Below are 19,678 nucleotides of genomic sequence, written 5' to 3'. Positions count from 1 at the left end.
ACAGCCTCTTTGAGGATAAGGAGTTTCGATGTTTGATTTAAACCATTTATCAATATTGAAAAAAGGACAAAGCAGAAGTATTAACTGGGAAAACCGTAAGGGAGAAAAGGGAATGGGAGGCCGAGCCGCAAGTGATCTTGGAACTGCCAGAAAAGGTTCTCCTTGTATTCCGGAAATCAAATCGGGAGAGACGGTAACACTGGCAGAAATGGACGGTCCGGGAACCATCAATCATATCTGGATCACAGTGACAGACCGGACGAGTGAGCGCAACAGATATGTTTTAAGAGATCTGGTTTTGCGGATGTACTGGGATGGAGAGGAAAAGCCTTCAGTGGAAAGTCCGTTAGGAGATTTTTTTTGCTGCGGTTTTGGTGTGTCGTATTGCGTGAATTCTCTTCCTGTAGCTGTTAATCCCACGAGAGGTTTTAATTCCTATTTTCCAATGCCTTTCCGAAAAAAAGCTAAAATCACCATTGAAAATCAGTGCGATGAGACGATTCCGGCATTCTTTTACCAGATTGATTATTGTCTGACGGATGAACTTCCGGAAAACACCGGATATTTTCATGCTCAGTGGAGAAGGCAGAGAATAACAGAAAAAGGTCAGGATTACATAATACTGGATCATGTAAAAGGCAGGGGACAGTATGTTGGGACATATATGGCACTGACTGCGCTGGAACGCTACTGGTACGGAGAAGGGGAAGTGAAGTTCTATCTGGATGGGGATGAAGAGTATCCAACCATCTGCGGAACCGGAACAGAAGACTATTTTGGCGGAGCCTGGAGTTTTGCCACTCAGAAGGACGGAAAAACCGTGGAAAATACGTTCTGTACGCCTTTTTTAGGCTATCCGTATTATTCACATCATGATACGTTCCTGCACAATGATTTTCATAATGACGATCAGCTGCCTCAGAGAAGCTTTTACCGGTGGCACATTATGGATCCGATCCTGTTCGAAAAAGATATCCGGGTAACGATTCAGCAGATCGGTGTGTATTATGGCGGGCTTTTTGAGCGGGAAGACGATGTGGCTTCTGTTGCTTACTGGTATCAGGAAGAACCTCATCAGCCATATGGAAAACTGATGGATAGGAAAGACAGATGGCCGCGGTGAAATAAGGAAAAGACAGGATCTGGAATCCATGGCTTGGCAGATGGCAGACCCTCAAAAGAATGAAAGGTTAATAGAATGGAAAAAGTACTTACGATATCAAAAGATTATCTTCTTGTACCGGTAAAGAAGGAAGCAGAAAAAAGGTTGCTGACTTTCTGGTACGGAACAGAAAAAATTTATGAATTTGAGATTTCCTGTGTAGATACTGAGGAAACTTATCCGGAAGATTTCTGTGCAGTTTTGCCGGTGAAAAAATGGAAGGGCCAAAAGATCCGGATCGAAGGTGATGTTTGTGAAAGTCTTCTGTCTGCTGTGCGGGAAAAGGAGTCTGCTGTGCGGGAAAACAGCGGATATATCCATTTCGTGCCGGAAACAGGCTGGATCAATGATCCAAATGGACTGATTTATAGTGAAGGAAAATATCACCTGTATTTTCAGCACAATCCGGTTGATGTAAACTGGGGAAATATGAGCTGGGGGCATGCGGAGAGTACAGATCTCCTTCATTGGGTGCAGAAAGAGGATGTGATGTTTCCAGATGAAAACGGAACGATGTTTTCCGGTTGTGCGATCCTGAATGAGAGAGGTCTTCTGGGACTTCCCAAGGATACACCGGTATTCTTTTATACTGTAGCAGGAAGTGCTTCTGAATGGAGCAAAGGGAAAAAATTTGTACAGCGGATTGCTTACAGTACGGATCAGGGAGAAACACTGACGAAGATAGAAGAGAATGTGTTGGAACACATAGAAGCAGATAACCGGGATCCCAAAGTTTACTGGTATGAGGAAAAGCAACTTTACTATATGGTGCTGTATCTGGATAAAAATGATTATGCGATCTTTAATTCCAGCGATCTGAAAAATTGGGTCATGACACAGAAACTTACCATTCCAGGAGCCTGGGAATGCCCGGATTTCCGAGAGATTCCGGTAGAAGGCGGTGGAAAGAAATGGATCTTCTGGTCCGCAGACGGCTACTATTTCCTGGGTGATTTTGATGGTTCCCATTTTGTAACGGATGGCGTCAGACAGGAAGCTTACCATTGTATGCTGCCTTATGCCGGACAGACTTTTGCCGGGACAGACCGGGTGATCATGATTCCCTGGATGCGTACCAACAACCAGGGTAAAAATTTCAGGGGAATGATGGGAATTCCCAGAGAGCTGACTCTGGTAAAAACGGAAGAAGGTTATCTGCTCAGACAGAAACTCATTCAGGAGCTGGAAGAACAGAAAGTAAAAAAACTGGAAGCAGTTTTGAATTCGAAGTCAGACAAGTGTGTTGTTTATACACAGAAAGAACCTGCGGCAGTGGAAATTGTTGTAAAACTGGAAGAAGACAAGGACATGGTTGTGGATCTCTATGGAACAAAATGCCTGTATCATGAGGGTGTTTTGAAGATTGAGGGAATCGCACAGAGAACAGAAGGCGTTGCCGGAGCAGCAAGAGAATTTACAGACAAAGAAGAAATCAAAGAAGGTCAGACTTACCGGGAACTGAAGATGAATACAATTGGAAAACCGGAGAAACTTTCTCTGCTTTCAGATGGAGAGATTCTGGAAGTAACGGTAAATGACGGTCTTTTGAGTGAAGCTTATGAGACAGTGCTGGATGTGAAAAAAGGAAAAATTACTGTTCAGGCAGAAGGAAAAGCAAAAGTGGAAATTTATCAGATACAGTAAAATCAGTTTCCGTGATAATGTTGAGAACGGCATCCGCAAAGCATAAAAACTTTGCGGATGCCGTTTTTAGTTATTTCTGGATATAGGGCGGGTCGGCGGGGTAGCCGCTGCCGGCTTTCTGCATGGCGCGCTGGACGGCGTCTTTGGCGTCTTTCCAGTCGGCGTCTTTGAACTGGTAGTCGAATTTTTTCTGGAACCATTCCACGTCGCCGGTGATCCGTTCGAGGTTTTGGATCATCTGGGGGAAGAGGATTTCGCGGAGGCGGGCCTGGTCTTTTTCGTTCAGATAGCGCTCTGCACCGGAGAGCAGGTCGCCGAAATGGGGCAGGCAGAAGCCTTTTCCATTTTTCAGAAGGTCCATGAACTCGTCCTCATTTCGTTTGAAGAGCTCGAAAAAGGTGGCGAGGTACCGCTCGTAGGTGGTCTCGATCTGCTCACAGATATAGCAGCTCTTGTTCTGCATCCGGATCCAGGTGCTGACGTTATTTGTTTTCGCTTCCGGATCGGGAGCGGATTTTTTCAAGCGGCCCAGAAGGGAGGGCTTGTCGCCGGTGCTGTAGTGCTCCATCTGCTCCTTGAGATCCTTTGTGAGCTTTTTCAGGTGGGTTTCCAGGATCAGGGCGCTGCCCAGGCGGTTGCCGTAGAGAAACATTTTCTGATAATGATCTTTGCAGAAACCTGCTTTATCGGTTTGGAACCGGATATCGTCCTCCATATAGGAAGCGCCGGAACCCAGGGTGAAATCGATGGCGTGCTGCTCGAGGGAGCGATGGATGAAGCAGAAAGGGCACTCGTCCTTTTCACGGAAGGCATCCATGAGAGGAATCGTGTAAAGCTGTTCTTTCATATTTGTAAACCTCCAGGTGAGATATTTCTGCGGGAGCGGGCAGGACTGGTCTCTGAACAAAGCCGGGTGCCGCAGAAAATGTAATACTGAGGTGATTATAGCACAGGGAAGAAAGAGGGGCAAATAAAATACTTCCGATAGATGAGAAGTTGCGCGGGGAGGAAAATCGGGTTATACTCATAAGAAATGATGTGAGACAGGAGGAGGCAGAATACGATGAAAAAGATAAAATACCCGGATTACGCGAACAGCACGGTGAGTCTGGCCAATTCTATTTTGAAATATTTCGGGGCGCCGGTGCATCATGAGACGCTGGGGCTTCTGGACCGGAAATTTGCGGAGCGGGAGTATGAAAATGTGGTGGTGATTTTGCTGGATGGCATGGGAAAATGTATTGTGGACGGCAATCTGGAGCCGGATGGATTTTTTGCTTCCCATCTGGCGGGGACTTACTCGGCGGTGTTTCCGCCGACTACGGTGGCGGCCACAACTTCGATCTGCAGCGGGCTTTATCCGGTGGAGCATTGTTGGCTGGGCTGGGATTGCTACTATCCGAAGATCGATAAGACGGTGACGGTTTTTCTGAACCGGGAAGCGGGGACCACGCGGCCGGCAGCAGAATATCCTGTGGCGGAGACATTTTGCCCCTATAAGAACCTGGTGAAACAGATCAGGGAAAATGGCGGGCGGGCCTACAGCCTGATTCCTTTTGAGGAGCCTTATCCCAAAAACTTTGAGGCGATTTCGGGCTGGATCGAGGAGCTGACCAGTCGGCCGGGAAAAAAATATATTTACGCTTACTGGTCGGAACCGGATGGCTGCATGCATGAAAAAGGCTGCTACAGTCCGGAGGCGAAGGCGACCTTAAGACAGCTGGAAAAACAGGTTCAGGAGCTGACGGAGAAGCTTTCAGATACGCTGGTGATCGTGACGGCCGACCATGGCCATATGAACTCCCGCGGCGTGGCCATCGAGAATTACCCGAAAATAACGGAGTGCCTGAAACGGGGCCTGAGTCTGGAGCCGAGGGCTGTGAATTTCTTCGTGAAGGAAGAGAAAAAGCAGCAGTTTGAAGAAGAATTTCGGAAAAATTTCAGCGATACTTTTCTGCTTCTCACCAAAGAAGAAGTCCGGGAGAAAAAGCTTTTCGGACCGGGAAAGGAACGTTCGGATTTTGAGAGAATGATGGGAGATTATCTGGCTGTGGCGGTGGATGATCTGAGCATATACAGCCACAAAAAAGAGGAGGACTTTTTCATCGGCGTCCATGCGGGACTTCTGGAGGATGAGATGGTGATTCCGCTGATTCTGATTGGAAAGGATGAGCTATGACGACCTTATACGATGCACTTCTCGCCTATGGAAAAAGCGACGTCTATCCGTTTCATATGCCGGGGCACAAGCGTCAGGTGGAGGATTTTGAGAATCCGTTTCTGATCGATATTACGGAGATCGATGGGTTTGATAACCTCCATCATCCAGAGGGAATTTTAAAGGAGGCCCAGGAGCGGGCAGCGGAAGTTTATGGCTCGAGAAGTACCTATTTTCTGGTAAACGGAAGCACCTGCGGGATTTTAAGCGCAGTGTCGGCGCTGGTGCGGCCGGGCGGAGAGATCGGTCTTGCGCGAAACTGCCACAAGGCTTCGTACCACGCCTGCTATCTGGGAGACCTGGTTATCCACAGTCTCTACCCACAGTGGGAGCCGAAGTTTGGGATAAACGGGGGAATCCTGCCCGAAGACGTGGAAAAGCTTCTGAAGGACTATCCGAAAACTCAGGCGGTGCTCATCACTTCGCCTACCTATGACGGGGCCGTATCGGATGTGAAACGGATCGCAGAAATCTGCCATGCCCACGGGATACCGCTGATTGTGGACGAGGCCCACGGGGCGCATTTAGGCTTCTGCCCATATTTTCCGGAAAGCGCCCTGAAACTCGGGGCGGATGTGGTGATTCAGAGCTTTCATAAGACACTGCCTTCTTTTACACAGACGGCAGTGCTTCATGTGAGCAAGAGCGCCCGGGTGGATGAGGACCGGATTCGGCGATTTTTGGGGATCTATCAGAGCAGCAGCCCGTCTTATATTTTCATGGCGGCCATGGACCGGTGTGTGGAGTTTCTGAAAAACGAGGGAAAAGAGCGGTTTGAGGCTTTTGCAGCCAGGCTGGAGGACTTCTATGCCTTTATCCGGGGACTTGAGAGAATCCGGATTCCGGGCTATGAAATCCGGGGAGATTATGGTATATTTGATTTCGATCGCTCAAAAATCCTGCTGGTTCCGGACGCGCACGGCGGGGAATGGCTCGCTGAGGAACTCCGGAAAAAAGACCATCTGGAGCTTGAGATGGCAGCAGGAGGCTATGGGCTGGCCTTGACTTCCGTTATGGACACGGAGGAAGGCTTTGAACGGCTGAGAAAGGCGCTGAACCGGATCGATGGAGAACTTGCTGACGAAGAAGCGGCTTGTGTCGGCAAGGTTGGGGCAGGCGTAGAAAGTGCCCTGGATCGGCGGAGCAGAAGTGTCGGTTATGACGGAGTCGTCCACAACGAGATTGTGGTCTCTCTTCGGGAGGCCTATGATGGGGAAAAAGAGACTGTGCCTCTGAAAGAGAGTGAGGGACGGATTTCCGGCGAATTTCTCTACCTCTATCCGCCCGGAATCCCGCTTCTGATGCCGGGAGAGCGGATCAGCCGGGACGTGCTGGGGAGGGTGGCTTTTTTCCAGGGGGAAGGGCTTTCAATCCAGGGGCTTCGGGACTACAGGGCGGAATTTATAGATGTGTTGAAAAAGGGCAGATAAATGGGAAAGATTTTTTATGTGATGGGAAAAAGTTCTTCGGGAAAGGATACGATTTTCCGGGAACTGATGAAAGATGAAACGCTGGGGCTTCAGGAGATCGTTCTTTATACGACCCGGCCGATCCGGGCGGGGGAGAAGGATGGCGTGGACTATCATTTCGTCGATGACGAGGTGCTGCGCCGCTTCCAGAAGGAGGAAAAGATCATCGAGCTTCGCTGCTACAATACCGTGATGGGCGTCTGGAAGTATTTTACCGTGGACGACGAGCACATGGAGCTGGAGCGGAAGGACTATCTGTCCATCGGAACCCTGGTTTCCTATGAGAAAATGAGGGCTTATTACGGGGAAGAGCGGGTGCTGCCGATCTATGTGGAGGTTCCCGATGATATCCGCCTCATCCGGGCCATCGACCGGGAGAAAAAGCAGGAAAAACCGGCCTATGAGGAGATGTGCCGCCGTTTTCTGGCGGACAGCGAGGATTTTTCTGAGGAGAATCTGGAAAAAGCAGGTATTTCCAGGAGATTTTCCAATGCGGGGACACTGGAGGAATGCCTGACTGAAATCCGGCAGTTTATAAAAGAGAAGAAAGGCTTCACTAATTTTTCATAGGTATTCTGAAGGAGTTATGGTATAATGGAATGAGCGTTAGCGAGAAGAGTTTAAGGATAAGTGTTAGCAACGAGAGAGAAAAGGGGGTGTCGCATATGTCAGGATTCCAGGACATTGTCGGACATAAACAGATCATAGAGCATTTGAAAAATGCGGAGAAATTGAATAAGGTTTCTCATGCTTATATATTCAGTGGAGAAAAAGGCTCGGGGAAAAAACTTCTGGCCAGTCGTTTTGCAGAGCTTCTGCAGTGCGAGGGTGAGGGAGAAAAGCCCTGCGGAAAATGCCGTTCCTGCCGGCAGGCGGAGAGCGGAAACCACCCGGATATTATCCGGATCACCCACGAAAAACCGAACACCATCAGCGTGGACGATATCCGGGAGCAGCTGGTAGGCGACGTCCAGATCAAACCCTATCAGAGCAAATATAAAATTTATATCGTTCCGGATGCGGAGAAGATGAATGTGCAGGCTCAGAATGCGCTGTTGAAAACGATCGAGGAGCCGCCGGCCTATGCGGTGATCCTTTTTCTGACGACGAATGCGTCTTCTTTCCTGCCGACGATTCTGTCAAGGTGCGTGGTGCTGAATATGAAGCCTGTGCCGGATCAGGAAGTGCGGAAATATCTGATGGAGCATGTGGAAGTGCCGGATTACCAGGCGGATATCGCTGTGGCTTTTGCCCAGGGAAACATCGGAAAAGCCGTCAAACTGGCTACTTCCGAGTATTTTAACGAGATCAAGAATGCGGCCCTTCATATTTTGAAAAATGCCCCGCGGATGGATATCAGCGAGATCAGCGCGGCGGTGAAGGGCGTTTCTGAATATAAAGTGGATATTCAGGATTATCTGGATATCTTCGCGGTCTGGTACCGGGATGTGCTGTATTTCAAGGCGACCCGGGATGCGGACGGTATCATTTTCCGGGATCAGCTCGCTTCCATTCAGGAGCAGACCAACAACTGCAGCTACGAGGGAGTGGAGGACATTCTGGAAGCTTTAAGAAAAGCAAAGGAGCGGCTCAACGCCAACGTGAATTTTGACCTCACGATGGAGCTGTTGTTTCTGACCATAAAGGAGAACATCACAGAATGATTAAAATTATTGGAGTCCGGTTTCGCAATGCCGGAAAAATCTATTATTTCGATCCGAAAAAGCTCCCCATCAAAAAGGGCGACCACGTCATCGTGGAGACGGCCCGGGGAATTGAGTACGGAAGCGTGGTGGCGGATGCCAGAGAGGTAACGGACGATCAGGTGGTACAGCCCTTAAAGCCCGTCATCCGTATCGCCAATGCCGATGACAACGCGAGAGCCCAGAGAAACAAGGAGAAGGAAAAAGAAGCCTTCCGTATCTGCCTGGAAAAAATTCGCAAGCACAAGCTGGAGATGAAGCTCATCGACACGGAATACACCTTTGACAACAACAAGGTGCTCTTTTATTTCACGGCTGACGGACGAATCGATTTCCGTGAGCTGGTAAAAGACCTGGCCTCCGTTTTCAAGACCAGAATCGAGCTTCGCCAGATCGGTGTCCGCGACGAGACAAAGGTCGTCGGCGGCGTGGGAATCTGCGGAAGAGAGCTTTGCTGCCATACGTTCCTGTCCGAGTTTGCACCGGTTTCCATTAAAATGGCGAAGGAGCAGAATCTGTCTCTGAATCCGACCAAGATCTCCGGTGTCTGCGGCCGTCTCATGTGCTGCCTGAAAAACGAGGAGGACACTTACGAGTATCTGAACAGCCGTCTGCCGGGTATCGGCGACCGGGTGATTGCGGATGATGGTCTCAAGGGCGAGGTGCAGAGCGTCAACGTTCTGCGTCAGCTCGTGAAGGTTCTTGTGGACGTGCAGGACGAAAAAGAGCTCCGCGAGTACAAGGTGGAGCAGCTGAAATTCAAGCCCCGCCGGAAAAAGGAGAAGCTGAACCTGAACGACAAGGAGCTGAAGGAACTGAAGGCTCTGGAAAAAGATGAAGGGAAATCAAAGCTAGATGACAATTGAGCTGAAACCGGAGGAACGGCTGGATGATCTCCAGAGAAACGGCTTTAAAATCATTCAGAATCCCGGCAAGTTCTGTTTCGGGATGGATGCGGTGCTGCTCTCTGGTTTTGCAAAGGTGAAGCAGGGAGAAAAGGTACTGGATCTGGGGACGGGAACCGGCATCATTCCGATTCTTCTGGCCGGAAAAACGAAGGCTGGTCATCTCACGGGCCTGGAGATCCAGGAGGAGAGCGCGGATATGGCAAGGCGAAGCGTGCTCTATAACCACCTGGAGGACCGGGTTTCCATCGTGGAAGGCGATATCAAAGAGGCGGGACAGCTGTTTGATCTGGCTTCCTTTGATGTCATCACTTCCAATCCGCCCTATATGACGGGAAATCACGGTCTGACCAATCCGGAGCTTCCGAAGGCCATCGCCCGCCACGAGATTCTCTGCACACTGGAGGATGTCATCGGCACGGCGGAGAAGCTTCTGAAGTCCGGCGGAAAATTTTTTATGGTGCATCGGCCCTTCCGGCTGGCGGAGATTCTGGTGAAACTTTCCCAGCATCATCTGGAGCCCAAACGGATGCAGCTGGTCTACCCTTATGTGGACCGGGAGCCGAACATGGTGCTCATCGAGGCCGTGCGCGGCGGCAACCCCAGGATGACTGTGGAAAAACCGCTGATTGTCTATGACGAGCCGGGCGTTTATAATAAGGAAATTTATGACATTTACGGATATTAAACTGAGAACTGTCGCTTGAAGGAATCGAGGGGCAGTTTTTATAATCAGGAGGAAAAGGATGACAGGAACCTTATATCTTTGTGCCACGCCCATCGGGAATCTGGAGGATATGACTTTCCGGGTGGTGCGGACCTTAAAAGAGGTGGACCTGATCGCGGCGGAGGATACGAGAAACAGCATCAAGCTTTTGAACCATTTCGATATTCATACGCCGATGACCAGCTATCACGAATACAACCGGATCGAAAAAGCCCATGTGCTTGTGGAAAAGTTGAAAGAAGGGCAGAATATCGCCCTGATCACCGACGCAGGGACGCCGGGAATTTCCGATCCGGGGGAGGATCTGGTGCGGATCTGCCAGGAGGAGGGCGTGTCGGTGACTTCACTTCCCGGGGCCTGCGCCTGCGTTACAGCGCTGACGCTCTCCGGACTTCCGACCCGCCGTTTCTGCTTTGAGGCTTTTCTTCCGACGGAGAAAAAGGACCGGCAGCTGGTGCTGGCGGAGCTGAAGGAAGAAACCCGGACCATGATTGTTTACGAGGCGCCGCACCGGCTCGTGCGGACTCTTGCGGAGCTTCAGGAAACGCTGGGAGATCGGCGGCTGACGATCTGCCGGGAGCTGACGAAAAAGCATGAGACCGCTTTTGCGACGACTTTTTCCAGGGCGCTGGCTTTCTATCAGGAGCAGGAACCCAAAGGAGAATGTGTGCTGGTCATCGAGGGAAAAAGCTTTGATGCGATCCGGAAGGAGCAGCAGGAATCCTGGGAGAGCCTGACGATCCCGGAGCATATGGAGCACTATCTGTCTCAGGGAATGGATAAAAAGGTAGCCATGAAGCAGGTGGCAAAGGACAGAGGTGTGGGAAAAAGAGAGATTTACCAGGCGCTGCTGGAGGAGGAATGATTGACAGGGACTCGAAAGGGTCCCTGTTTTTGTTTACAAAAGGATTACATTTCAGCGAGGATTTTGGTGGGAGAGATTCTTTATAATGGTGTCAGAGCAGACTTTCTGCGGAAAAGGGGACAAAATATGACAGGCGATCTGACATCGGATAAAGAAAAAATGGCAAGAGAACGGAGAAAGAGAAAGCAGCTGGAGCGGGTGCGCCAGGTGAAACGGGCGAAACAGCGGCTGAGACGGGGGGTTTTTGGCGGTTTTCTGGTGCTGATCTTAGGGATAGGGCTGTTTCGTTGGCAGCAGAACCGGCGGGCGGAGGAGGCCTGGCAAGATTACGAGGCGGAAAATTATTTGAGCGGGGATAACCAGGCGGCAGACGGACAGACGGCTTCAGATCCGGAAGTGCGGGCGGAGTATCTGAATAAGCTGCAGGCGTTGGCTTCTTCTGATGAGCGGTACCAGACGATTCTGAACCGGGCGGAGGAATATCCGGACAATGTGCTCCGGATGGTCTGCCAGAATGAGGAGACGCTGAATTTTGCAGTGGATTACCCGGAGAAAAAGGATTCGGAACCGGCGTCTACGGTGGGAGATGTGACAAAAGGCGTGGTTCCACTTCTGATCCAGTGGGACAGGCGTTGGGGCTATGCGCTTTACGGAAGCAGCACAATTGTGGCGGTGAGTGGCTGCGGCCCCACCTGCATTGCCATGGTGGCCTGTGGTCTGACCGGAAGAAATGACATTACTCCGGCGAAGGTGGCTTCCTACAGTGCAAACAACGGTTTTCTCACGGAGAGCCGGGATACCTCCTGGGATCTCATGACCTACGGGGCTGAAGAATACGGGATCACCGGAACGGAGCTTGGGCTTGACGAGGCGGCTATGGCTAATCAGCTGGCGGCAGGCCATCCTATTATTGCCAGCATGGGGCTGGGGGATTTCACTTCCAGCGGGCATTTTATCGTGCTGACGGGTTATGCGAATGGTTCCTTCACGGTGAACGATCCCAACAGTCTTGTCCGGAGCGGTGAGACCTGGAGCTTTGAGCGATTAAAAAATCAGATCGTGAATCTGTGGTATTATACGGTATTATAAAGATGTGAATGATTTCAGAGACTCGAAAGGGTCTCTGATTTTTTTGTATAACAGGAAAATTCGGTGGAAATACCTGTCACACAAAAAGCTTTCCAGGCAGAATCGCATGGTGACAAAAAAAGTTTGGTAATAAAAACGTTGACAAATCAACAAAATTGAATTAAAGTATACGTTGTTTTGCAGATAGAAAAAATCAATGGTTTACAGAATAGAGTTGGAAAGGAATTATTTTAGAATGGAAAAAATCAGGATTATTACAGAATCCGCTTCTGATATGGGAACGCCAGAGAGGGAGGACGTGACGGTGCTCCCGATGCATATTACTTTCGGGGAAAAAGAATATCTGGACGGGGTGGACTTAAGCCACCGGGAATTTTACAACATGCTTATTGAGAGTGACGAGCTGCCGAAGACCAGCCTGATCTCGCCGGGCACTTTTGCAGATGAGTTTGAAAAGGCAGAGAAGGCTGGGGAGCAGGTGGTGGTTATTGTCCTTTCCGCGAAGCTTTCGGGCACTTACCAGAGCGCCATGGTGGCGGCTGCGGACTACGACAATGTGACTGTGGTGGATTCCGAGAGCGTGGCTGTGGGTGAGCGAATCCTCGTGGATTACGCCCTGCGGCTGAAGGATCAGGGAAAAACAGCGGTGGAGATCGCGGAAGAACTGGAGACTGCGAAGAAAAAGGTTCATGTGATCGCCCTTCTGGACACTCTGGAATATCTGAAAAAAGGCGGCCGGATCTCCAAATCTGTGGCCATGATCGGCGGCATGCTTTCTATCAAGCCCGTTGTCACTGTGGAGGACGGCGTGGTGGCAGTCCTCGGAAAAGCCCGGGGCTCCAAAAACGGAAACAATCTCCTGGTAAAAGAGATCCAGAACGCCGGCGGCATCGATTTTTCCTTGCCCTTCTGGCTCGGGTATACGGGAATCAACGATGCCCTTCTTCAGAAATACATCCAGGACAGCGAGGTGCTCTGGAAGGATTACACGGAGGAGCTTCCGATCTGTACGATCGGGGCCACAATCGGAACCCATGTAGGGCCAAACGCTGTGGCGGTGGCTTTTTTCGGAAAGGAAGGTTAAAAGTAACTATTCAGCAGCCACTATTCCTGTGAAGGTACTGAACAGTTACGGTTAAAAAAATATCCTGTACAGGCTGTGAGAAAACCTGTGCAGGATATTTTTTTGAGCGTGTTTCTTATTTGGTTACGGTACCGTTGGAGGAAATACGGATCTCACTCAGATGGGCCGGATTCTCGTAATCTTTTTCGTAACCGTCATCGTGATAATAGGTGTAAACAGCTTCGTTTCCCTCTGTAACATAGGAAAGGAAAGTGAGCGCTTCGAAATCAACCTCATCAACACACTGACCGCCTTTGGAAAGGGGGATCAGATGGTTCGGACGGATGAAGAGGACTACATCGGTAAGCGGGATCTCCACAAAATGGTGGCCTGCCGGAAGAATGGTCTCTTCTACTGTGCCGTCTGCAGAGAAACGCACCTGTTTCATGGATTCCGGCAGATAAACATAACGGCCGTCAGCATTCTGCTCGTAAACAGGGGCGATCATCATGCCGTCTCCAAGAAGAAGCTGGTCTTCTACCGCTTTGGCGTGTCTGTCGTCCGGATAATCAAAAGCGAGAGGACGGAACATCATTTCATCGTTTAAGACCGCTTTCATATACTCACTGTAAAGGTAGGGCAGCAGTCGGTAACGGAGCCCGATGATGTGACGGAAACCATCCATGTTTTCAAACTGATAAGCCTCCTGACGGCGGGTGCCGAGAGCGGAATGGTTTCTCATAAGCGGTGTGAAAATGCCGAGAGCCAGCCAGCGGAGCATGAGATCCTCTGTGGTATCTGCGCCGAAGCCGCCAAGATCAGCACCGGTATACAGGAAACCGCACATGTTCAGGGATGGAAGCATATGAAGGTTCAGAAGGATATGAGACCACCAGGATTTGTTGTCACCCATCCAGATACCGCCGTAACGGTGCATGCCGATATAGGAAGAACGGGAGAACATCAGGATCCTTTTATCCGGCTCTAAACGCTCGAAGGCTTCTCCGGCGGCCCGGGTCATATTGTAGCCGAACAGGTTGTGTACCCGGTCGTGTGATACCTTTTCTCCCTGGATGTTGTGATAGAAACGGGTATAATCCTTTGTGTTGTTGCTGAGACTTCCCACCAGAGCAGTCATTTCCCCGAATTCATTCATATCTAGGTTTCGGTCTTTATAGTCATCTATTTTGTCCAGAACTTCTTTCAGACGATCTTCCGTGTAAAAAATGGCAGGCTCGTTCATATCGTTCCAGAAGCCTTCCACGCCCTGATCCAGCAGGAATTTGTACTGTTCGCCGAACCAGTCTCTCGCCTCTTTATTGAGCATATCCGGGAAAAGCGCCTTGCCGGGCCAGACGGCGGCCACAAAAGGAGAGCCGTCCTCTTTGGTGCAGAAATAGCCTTTTTTCAGGCCTTCTTCATAGACGGGATAGCCTTCTTCCTGTTTGACACCGGCATCGATGATGGGAACCAGATGAATGTGGTCCTCTTTCATTTCCTGATTGAAATCAGCAAAATCAGGGAAGGTTTCGTTGTTCAGGGTGAAATCCTTGTAGCGATCCATGTAGTCGATATCCAGATAAACACTGTCCAGAGGGATCTGAAGCTCCCGGTGCTTTCTTACGACTTCCCGGATTTCATCTTCAGACATATAGCTCCAGCGGCTCTGACCGTAGCCGAAGGCCCATTTGGGAACCACAAAGCTTCTGCCGATGAGCTGGCGGAACTGGTGGATGATATCCTTGACGTCGCTCCCGGTGATGACATAGACATCCAGATTCCAGTCAGAAGCGGTGATCTTCAGTTCGCTGTAACGGGTATATCCGATGTCAAAGGTGAGGATTCCCGGGTAATCGACAAAAATACCAAAGGTTTCTTTTCCGCTCACCACAAAGAAATTGTGGGCGCCGTAAAGGGAGCGGCGGTCTTCCAGATGCTGCGCCTCATCCGAACATTTACTCTGGTAGATCCAGCCGCGCTTGTTGATGCCGCGGACATTTTCGCCCAGGCCATAGACCTTGTCGTTGTCGTCCATGGAATAGGTGAGGGAAAGGGAAGCCTCATCCACAGTCAGGAAAGGAAGAGCGCCGTTTTCAGCAGCGGGTTTCTGAAGAATGGCCTCGGTCTCGATGACATGGCCGTAGGAAAATCTTGAAATCATAATGTATAAACCTCCTTTTTCTGCAGTATAATGCTTTCTTTTGGAAAGTTCTACCGATATTTTGATGAAAAGTTACGGTATTTTGACCAGTTGCTTCCACACTTCCCAATACCCGTTGGGATACATGTGAACGCCGTCGATGGTGAACTCAGCCTTCAGGTTTCCATTTTCATCGGTGAGCGGGGCGTTGAGGTCGAGAAAACCTAAATGATATTTTTCAGCCAGAGCCTCTACGGCCTCGTTGGCCTCATGGATGCGCTCGTTGGTCCGGTAAAAGAACCAGCTGTCGTCGGGAGCGGCGTCGTGGTTGACGGGATAGTAGGCCAGGAGAGTGAGCTGAACGCCGGGAAGGCGGGCGAGAATCTCCTGGACCATTTTTTCATAGCGGGCCATCAGCTCTTCCTTACGGTAATCGGCGGGATTCATGTCATTGGTACCGATATTGAGGAAAATGCGGGCCGGTTTCAGCGCGTAAACGCAGGTTTCCATATGCTCCAGCATTTCCGCAGTGGTGAAACCGCCCACGCCGCGGTTATAAATAATGGAAGAAAGGCCGGCACCCAGTTGAAATTCGTGGACGGGGAACTGCTCCATCAGACTGGACCCGGCGAAAAGGATCTGACCGGGAACAGCGGTTTTGTTGAGGTGGTCGTAACGGGCAAGTTTCAGCGTTTTTTCGGGATCTAAGGGAATACTCATGGGAAAAACCTCCTTATTTAATTGTTTCCGAGAATGATCTGGAGAAGAGCTTTGTTCAGCATCAAGGTCCGGTTCCAGGGATTGAGGATGATGCCATGGATGCCATCGGTGGGGATGGCGGAGGGGAAGAGCTGATCCATATCTGCGAGAAAACCGGACATGACGCTGCCGCCGCCCCGGTTCTGTTCTTCAAAACTGGTAAAAGCCACCCACCAGAGATTGCCATCCGGTGTCTGAATGGTTTTCAGAGCGAGCTGCTCTTTTCCCGCAGACGGCTCTACAGCCAGGATCAGCTGACCGTTCTCCCGCATGCGGCGGCGAAGTACGGTCAGTGCATGGGCCAGAAGCTCCTGGCTGGCTTCCTGCTGGAGGGCCAGAATGGCTGCCTCGATTTTTTCATTTCCTTCAAGACCGGGATCGGTATGGGGAGCGGATGTATCTGTCATGGAAAATACCTCTCTTTTCTGTTGATGCATATGGGTTTATGGAGGAATAGCGGATCTCCACGATCATAGTTTACATGAGTCGAAAAGAGAAAGCAAGCGGCAGATCAAAGCGGATTTCCATATAAAAAACTCATTGCAAACCTTCCTTGTTTATGTTAAGTTTATTAGGACAATGGAACAGGGGATTTGAGTGACTGCCGGATATCGAGAACATTCCGGCAGGGAGAGGGAATCAGGTGGAAATCCTGAACGAACTGGTCACTGTAAGAGAGGAGCCGGATCCTACGGATGTCATTGCGGTCTTACCGTGAGAAGACGGGATCCAGGTGAAGATACTCAGAGTCAGGAAACCTGCTCAGATCCGACAGAAGCGAACTCCCGTAACAGTGGTCTTCTGTCTATAAGAAGGATACTTTTCGATTGCCGTTCTCGAAAAAACATGGCGGATGGGGCGTTCCGGTCCGCACGATCAAAAAACAGATGAACGGAAAAGAGACGGCGGCTGCCGGTAAACATTTTCTGTGCCATCTGCAACAAAAGAAAAGGAGCAGCAACATGAAAAGAAAAGTAGTCGCAGCAAAAATGACAGCCCTGATCCTGGCAGCAGGAATGACCTTCGGAAGTGTATCTTTCGCAGCTGAGAGAAAAGATGCAGAGGCCATCAAAGAGGAGAATCAGGCAACGGAAGCAGTGAGCGAGGGTGAGACCGAAGCAGCAGAGGCTTCAGACTCACAGAAAAAGACAGAGTATCCGGTTACCATTACAACCTATGGAAGTGACGGACTGGAACTTGAGACCACTTATGAAAAAGCACCGGAGAAGGTGCTGGCAGTCTACCAGGGCTGTATCGAAACCCTTCTGGCATTGGGCCTGGAGGATCATATCGTGGCAACCGCAGGACTGGACAATGAGGTTCCCGAAGATCAGAAAGCAGCATTTTCCAAAACAGATTATCTGGATGAGTTCACACCGTCGCTTGAGACCGTGACCATGCTTGAGCCGGATATGATCTTCTCCTGGGGCTCTCTTTTCGGAGACAAGACGCTGGGTGATGCAGCAGGCTGGGTGGAAAAAGGAACCAATACCTACATCAATACGAATACCCGTCCCGGTACCGGTGATGTAAAGTATGCCCGCACACTCGAAAATGAGTATACAGATATCCTGAACATCGGAACGATCTTTGATGTACAGGACAAGGCAGAAGCAATCGTAAATGATATGAAAGATACCATTGCAAAGGTAACAGAGGCAACTGCATCCATTGAAGAGAAGCCGACTGCCCTGATCCTGGAATCCTGGGATGATACCTTTACCAATTACGGAAGTGCAACTCTGGGCGGCGATATGCTGACTCAGCTGGGCGGCGAGCTGGCAAACCCGGATGCTTCCAGCGTAGGAAAAGAAGATGTGATCGCAGCAAATCCGGATGTGATCTTCGTCGTTTATATGCCTTATTCCGGAGATGATCCGGAGACCGTAAAGCAGGAGAAACTGGATGTGCTCCTCAAGGATGAAGCTTATCAGAGCCTGGATGCCGTAAAGAACGGCCGTGTGGTTCCGATCATGCTCAGTGAGATGTATGCCAGCGCAACCCGCACCAAAGACGGAATCGTGAACTTTGCAGAGGGTCTGTATCCGGATATCGATCTGGGTATCGAGTAAGGAGTTAAAAAGTGAAAAAAAGTGACAGCGGACGCGGTAGACGGGTGGGCCTTTCCACCGTCGGTTTTACCACAGTCCTCATCGTACTGCTGGCGCTGCTAGTGTTTTCCGTTCTGGCTTCGATCACCTTCGGAAATGCCGATCTTTCTGTGAAGGAAGTCTACAGCGTCGTTGCCTATGAACTTTTTCATATTCGAAAATTTTCAGATTTTGCAGAAGGAGCTGTCCATGACGTGGTATGGATCATCCGGTTTCCCCGGGTGATCCTTGCCCTTTGTGTGGGTATGGGACTGGCAGTCTGCGGCGTGGTCATGCAGGCCGTGGTGAAAAACCCGCTGGCAGATCCTTATGTTTTGGGAATCTCTTCCGGCGCTTCTCTGGGAGCCACGATCGGCGTCCTTTTTGGCTTCGGAGCCCTTTTTGGAGCCAATTCCGTGGGTGTAATGGCGTTCCTGGGAGCGATGGGAACGTCTTTCCTGGTTCTTTTTATCGCAAATATCGGCGGAAGATCCAATGCGGGCAAGCTGATCCTGGCCGGAATGGCTGTGAGCTCCGTCTGCTCTGCGATCGGAAATTTTGCCATTTATATTGTAAATAATAAAAACGCCACTTCAGAAATCATGTTCTGGACGATGGGAAGCCTGGCCGGAGCCAAATGGCAGCGGGTGGGCGTGCTTCTTCCGGTGGTGTTCATCGGAACGCTGATTTTCTGGTCCCAGTTCCGGAATCTGAACCTGATGCTTCTGGGAGATGAGGCCTCCATCACACTGGGAACGGACCTTCACCGGGCGAGAAACCTCTATATGATCCTGTCCTCCCTGATGGTTGGTTTTGCCGTTTATGCGGCGGGAACCATCGGTTTCGTGGGCCTGATCGTGCCCCATGCGGTGCGGATGATTTTCGGAACGGACCACAGAAGACTGGTGCCCCTCTGCGCTCTGGTGGGAGCCATTTTCCTCATCTGGGCGGATGTAGGCTGTCGTGTCATCCTGAAAAATTCTGAGATGCCCATCGGTATCCTGGTTTCCATCATCGGTGCGCCCTGCTTTATCTATCTGATGGTACGTCGGTCTTACGGATTCGGAGGTGGCAGAGGATGAATGTAAAAGCAGAAGACATCAAACTGTCCTACGGAGCGGAAGCAATCCTGAAAGGTGTTTCGATGGAGGCTGGAAACCGGGAATTTGTGGGCCTGATCGGTCCCAACGGAAGCGGGAAATCCACGCTTTTGAAGTGCGTTTACCGCGTGCTCTCCCCGGACAAGGGAGCCGTTTTTCTGGATGGAAAGCCTTTGAAGGATATGAATTACAAGACTTCCGCCAGAAGCCTGGGCGTGGTAGCCCAGCACAACTATTATAATTTTGATTTTTCTGTGCGGGAAGTGGTCCTCATGGGCCGTTCCCCGCACAAGAAAGCGCTGGAGCGGGATAATGCCGAGGATTACGCGATTGTGGCGGAAGCCTTAAAGACCGTTGGAATGGCTGAGTTTGCGGACCGGAGCTTTTCGACGCTCTCCGGCGGTGAGCAGCAGAGGGTGATTCTTGCCCGGGCCCTGGCCCAGCAGACCCCCTGCCTCATTCTGGACGAGCCCACGAACCATCTGGACATTACCCATCAGCTTCAGCTTTTGAAGATCGTGAAAAAACTGGATGCCACGGTAATTTCCGCCATCCATGACCTCAATATTGCGGCCATGTTCTGCGACCGGATCTATGTGCTGAAAAATGGTGAGATCGTCGCTCAGGGTACCCCGCGGGAGATCCTGACCCGGGAACTGATCCGGGAGATCTACGAGGTGGAGAGCGATATCGTGGAGGACAGTAAGGGAAATATGCATATTTTATTCTATTGATACCAGGGGC

General features: G+C 50.4%; 18 protein-coding genes and 1 riboswitch. Of the genes, 14 read left to right on the top strand and 4 right to left on the bottom strand.

Translation table 11 applies throughout. The features are described 5' to 3' along the window. The first annotated feature begins 28 nt into the window (after positions 1–28). Positions 29–1,123, top strand: coding sequence for a glycoside hydrolase family 172 protein (locus tag LKD71_RS12060; RefSeq protein WP_227615599.1), 1,095 nt, complete (start codon positions 29–31; stop codon positions 1,121–1,123). Between the two features lie 75 nt (positions 1,124–1,198). Beyond that, positions 1,199–2,806 (top strand): glycoside hydrolase family 32 protein, encoded by a 1,608-nt coding sequence (locus LKD71_RS12055; RefSeq protein ID WP_227615598.1) that lies wholly within the window; start codon positions 1,199–1,201, stop codon positions 2,804–2,806. Positions 2,807–2,876: 70 nt separating this feature from the next. On the opposite strand, the gene LKD71_RS12050 is transcribed toward LKD71_RS12055, so the two are convergent. Further along, the gene (locus tag LKD71_RS12050; RefSeq protein WP_227615597.1) at positions 2,877–3,653 is read right to left on the bottom strand and encodes a DUF6062 family protein; all 777 of its coding nucleotides are present in this window, start codon (positions 3,651–3,653) and stop codon (positions 2,877–2,879) included. Between the two features lie 216 nt (positions 3,654–3,869). Between LKD71_RS12050 and LKD71_RS12045 the strand changes: the two genes are divergently transcribed. From LKD71_RS12045 to LKD71_RS12005, 9 genes are all read left to right on the top strand, one after another. After that, positions 3,870–4,985: an alkaline phosphatase family protein gene (locus tag LKD71_RS12045; protein ID WP_227615596.1), complete on the top strand. Its 1,116-nt coding sequence runs from the start codon at positions 3,870–3,872 to the stop codon at positions 4,983–4,985. After that, entirely contained in the window at positions 4,982–6,454 is a 1,473-nt protein-coding gene (locus LKD71_RS12040) for an aminotransferase class I/II-fold pyridoxal phosphate-dependent enzyme (protein WP_227615595.1), read from the top strand. The genes LKD71_RS12045 and LKD71_RS12040 overlap by 4 nt, the downstream gene beginning before the upstream one ends. Beyond that, on the top strand, positions 6,455–7,063 hold the full coding sequence (locus LKD71_RS12035; RefSeq protein ID WP_227615594.1) for a nucleoside/nucleotide kinase family protein: 609 nt from the start codon (positions 6,455–6,457) through the stop codon (positions 7,061–7,063). 95 nt (positions 7,064–7,158) lie between these two features. Then, positions 7,159–8,157: a DNA polymerase III subunit delta' gene (gene holB, locus LKD71_RS12030; protein WP_178044869.1), complete on the top strand. Its 999-nt coding sequence runs from the start codon at positions 7,159–7,161 to the stop codon at positions 8,155–8,157. Further along, positions 8,154–9,062, top strand: a complete 909-nt coding sequence (locus LKD71_RS12025; RefSeq protein ID WP_178044870.1) for a PSP1 domain-containing protein — start codon at positions 8,154–8,156, stop codon at positions 9,060–9,062. The genes holB and LKD71_RS12025 overlap by 4 nt, the downstream gene beginning before the upstream one ends. Then, entirely contained in the window at positions 9,052–9,789 is a 738-nt protein-coding gene (locus LKD71_RS12020) for a tRNA1(Val) (adenine(37)-N6)-methyltransferase (protein WP_227615593.1), read from the top strand. Before LKD71_RS12025 ends, LKD71_RS12020 begins: the two co-directional genes overlap by 11 nt. Positions 9,790–9,847: 58 nt before the next feature. Further along, a complete protein-coding gene (rsmI, locus tag LKD71_RS12015; protein WP_227615592.1) occupies positions 9,848–10,693 on the top strand; it encodes a 16S rRNA (cytidine(1402)-2'-O)-methyltransferase in 846 nt (281 codons plus the stop codon). A 126-nt stretch (positions 10,694–10,819) separates the two neighbouring features. Then, the gene (locus LKD71_RS12010; protein ID WP_227615591.1) at positions 10,820–11,782 is read left to right on the top strand and encodes a C39 family peptidase; all 963 of its coding nucleotides are present in this window, start codon (positions 10,820–10,822) and stop codon (positions 11,780–11,782) included. A 235-nt stretch (positions 11,783–12,017) separates the two neighbouring features. Further along, entirely contained in the window at positions 12,018–12,866 is an 849-nt protein-coding gene (locus LKD71_RS12005) for a DegV family protein (RefSeq protein WP_227615590.1), read from the top strand. Between the two features lie 115 nt (positions 12,867–12,981). Here the strand turns inward: LKD71_RS12005 and LKD71_RS12000 are convergent, their stop codons facing one another. From LKD71_RS12000 to LKD71_RS11990, 3 genes are all read right to left on the bottom strand, one after another. Then, positions 12,982–15,006: a glycoside hydrolase family 31 protein gene (locus LKD71_RS12000; protein ID WP_227615589.1), complete on the bottom strand. Its 2,025-nt coding sequence runs from the start codon at positions 15,004–15,006 to the stop codon at positions 12,982–12,984. A 72-nt stretch (positions 15,007–15,078) separates the two neighbouring features. After that, the gene (locus tag LKD71_RS11995) at positions 15,079–15,705 is read right to left on the bottom strand and encodes a GDSL-type esterase/lipase family protein (protein WP_227615588.1); all 627 of its coding nucleotides are present in this window, start codon (positions 15,703–15,705) and stop codon (positions 15,079–15,081) included. Between the two features lie 17 nt (positions 15,706–15,722). Further along, positions 15,723–16,151 (bottom strand): SseB family protein, encoded by a 429-nt coding sequence (locus LKD71_RS11990; RefSeq protein ID WP_227615587.1) that lies wholly within the window; start codon positions 16,149–16,151, stop codon positions 15,723–15,725. Positions 16,152–16,322: 171 nt separating this feature from the next. Further along, positions 16,323–16,524: riboswitch (cobalamin riboswitch) on the top strand. Positions 16,525–16,706: 182 nt separating this feature from the next. Between LKD71_RS11990 and LKD71_RS11985 the strand changes: the two genes are divergently transcribed. From LKD71_RS11985 to LKD71_RS11975, 3 genes are read left to right on the top strand one after another with little or no spacing between them, the layout of a single operon-like run. Further along, on the top strand, positions 16,707–17,816 hold the full coding sequence (locus LKD71_RS11985) for an ABC transporter substrate-binding protein (protein WP_227615586.1): 1,110 nt from the start codon (positions 16,707–16,709) through the stop codon (positions 17,814–17,816). An 11-nt stretch (positions 17,817–17,827) separates the two neighbouring features. Next, on the top strand, positions 17,828–18,916 hold the full coding sequence (locus tag LKD71_RS11980) for a FecCD family ABC transporter permease (RefSeq protein WP_331466459.1): 1,089 nt from the start codon (positions 17,828–17,830) through the stop codon (positions 18,914–18,916). Further along, on the top strand, positions 18,913–19,668 hold the full coding sequence (locus LKD71_RS11975; RefSeq protein WP_178044877.1) for an ABC transporter ATP-binding protein: 756 nt from the start codon (positions 18,913–18,915) through the stop codon (positions 19,666–19,668). Before LKD71_RS11980 ends, LKD71_RS11975 begins: the two co-directional genes overlap by 4 nt. Positions 19,669–19,678: the final 10 nt, after the last annotated feature.

It is taken from the genome of Fusicatenibacter faecihominis (assembly GCF_020686945.1).
In the GTDB taxonomy this organism is placed as follows: Bacteria; Bacillota; Clostridia; order Lachnospirales; family Lachnospiraceae; genus Limivivens; species Limivivens faecihominis.
Note: the sequence above shows the minus strand (reverse complement) of the source record. Positions and strands in the feature narration are given on the sequence as shown.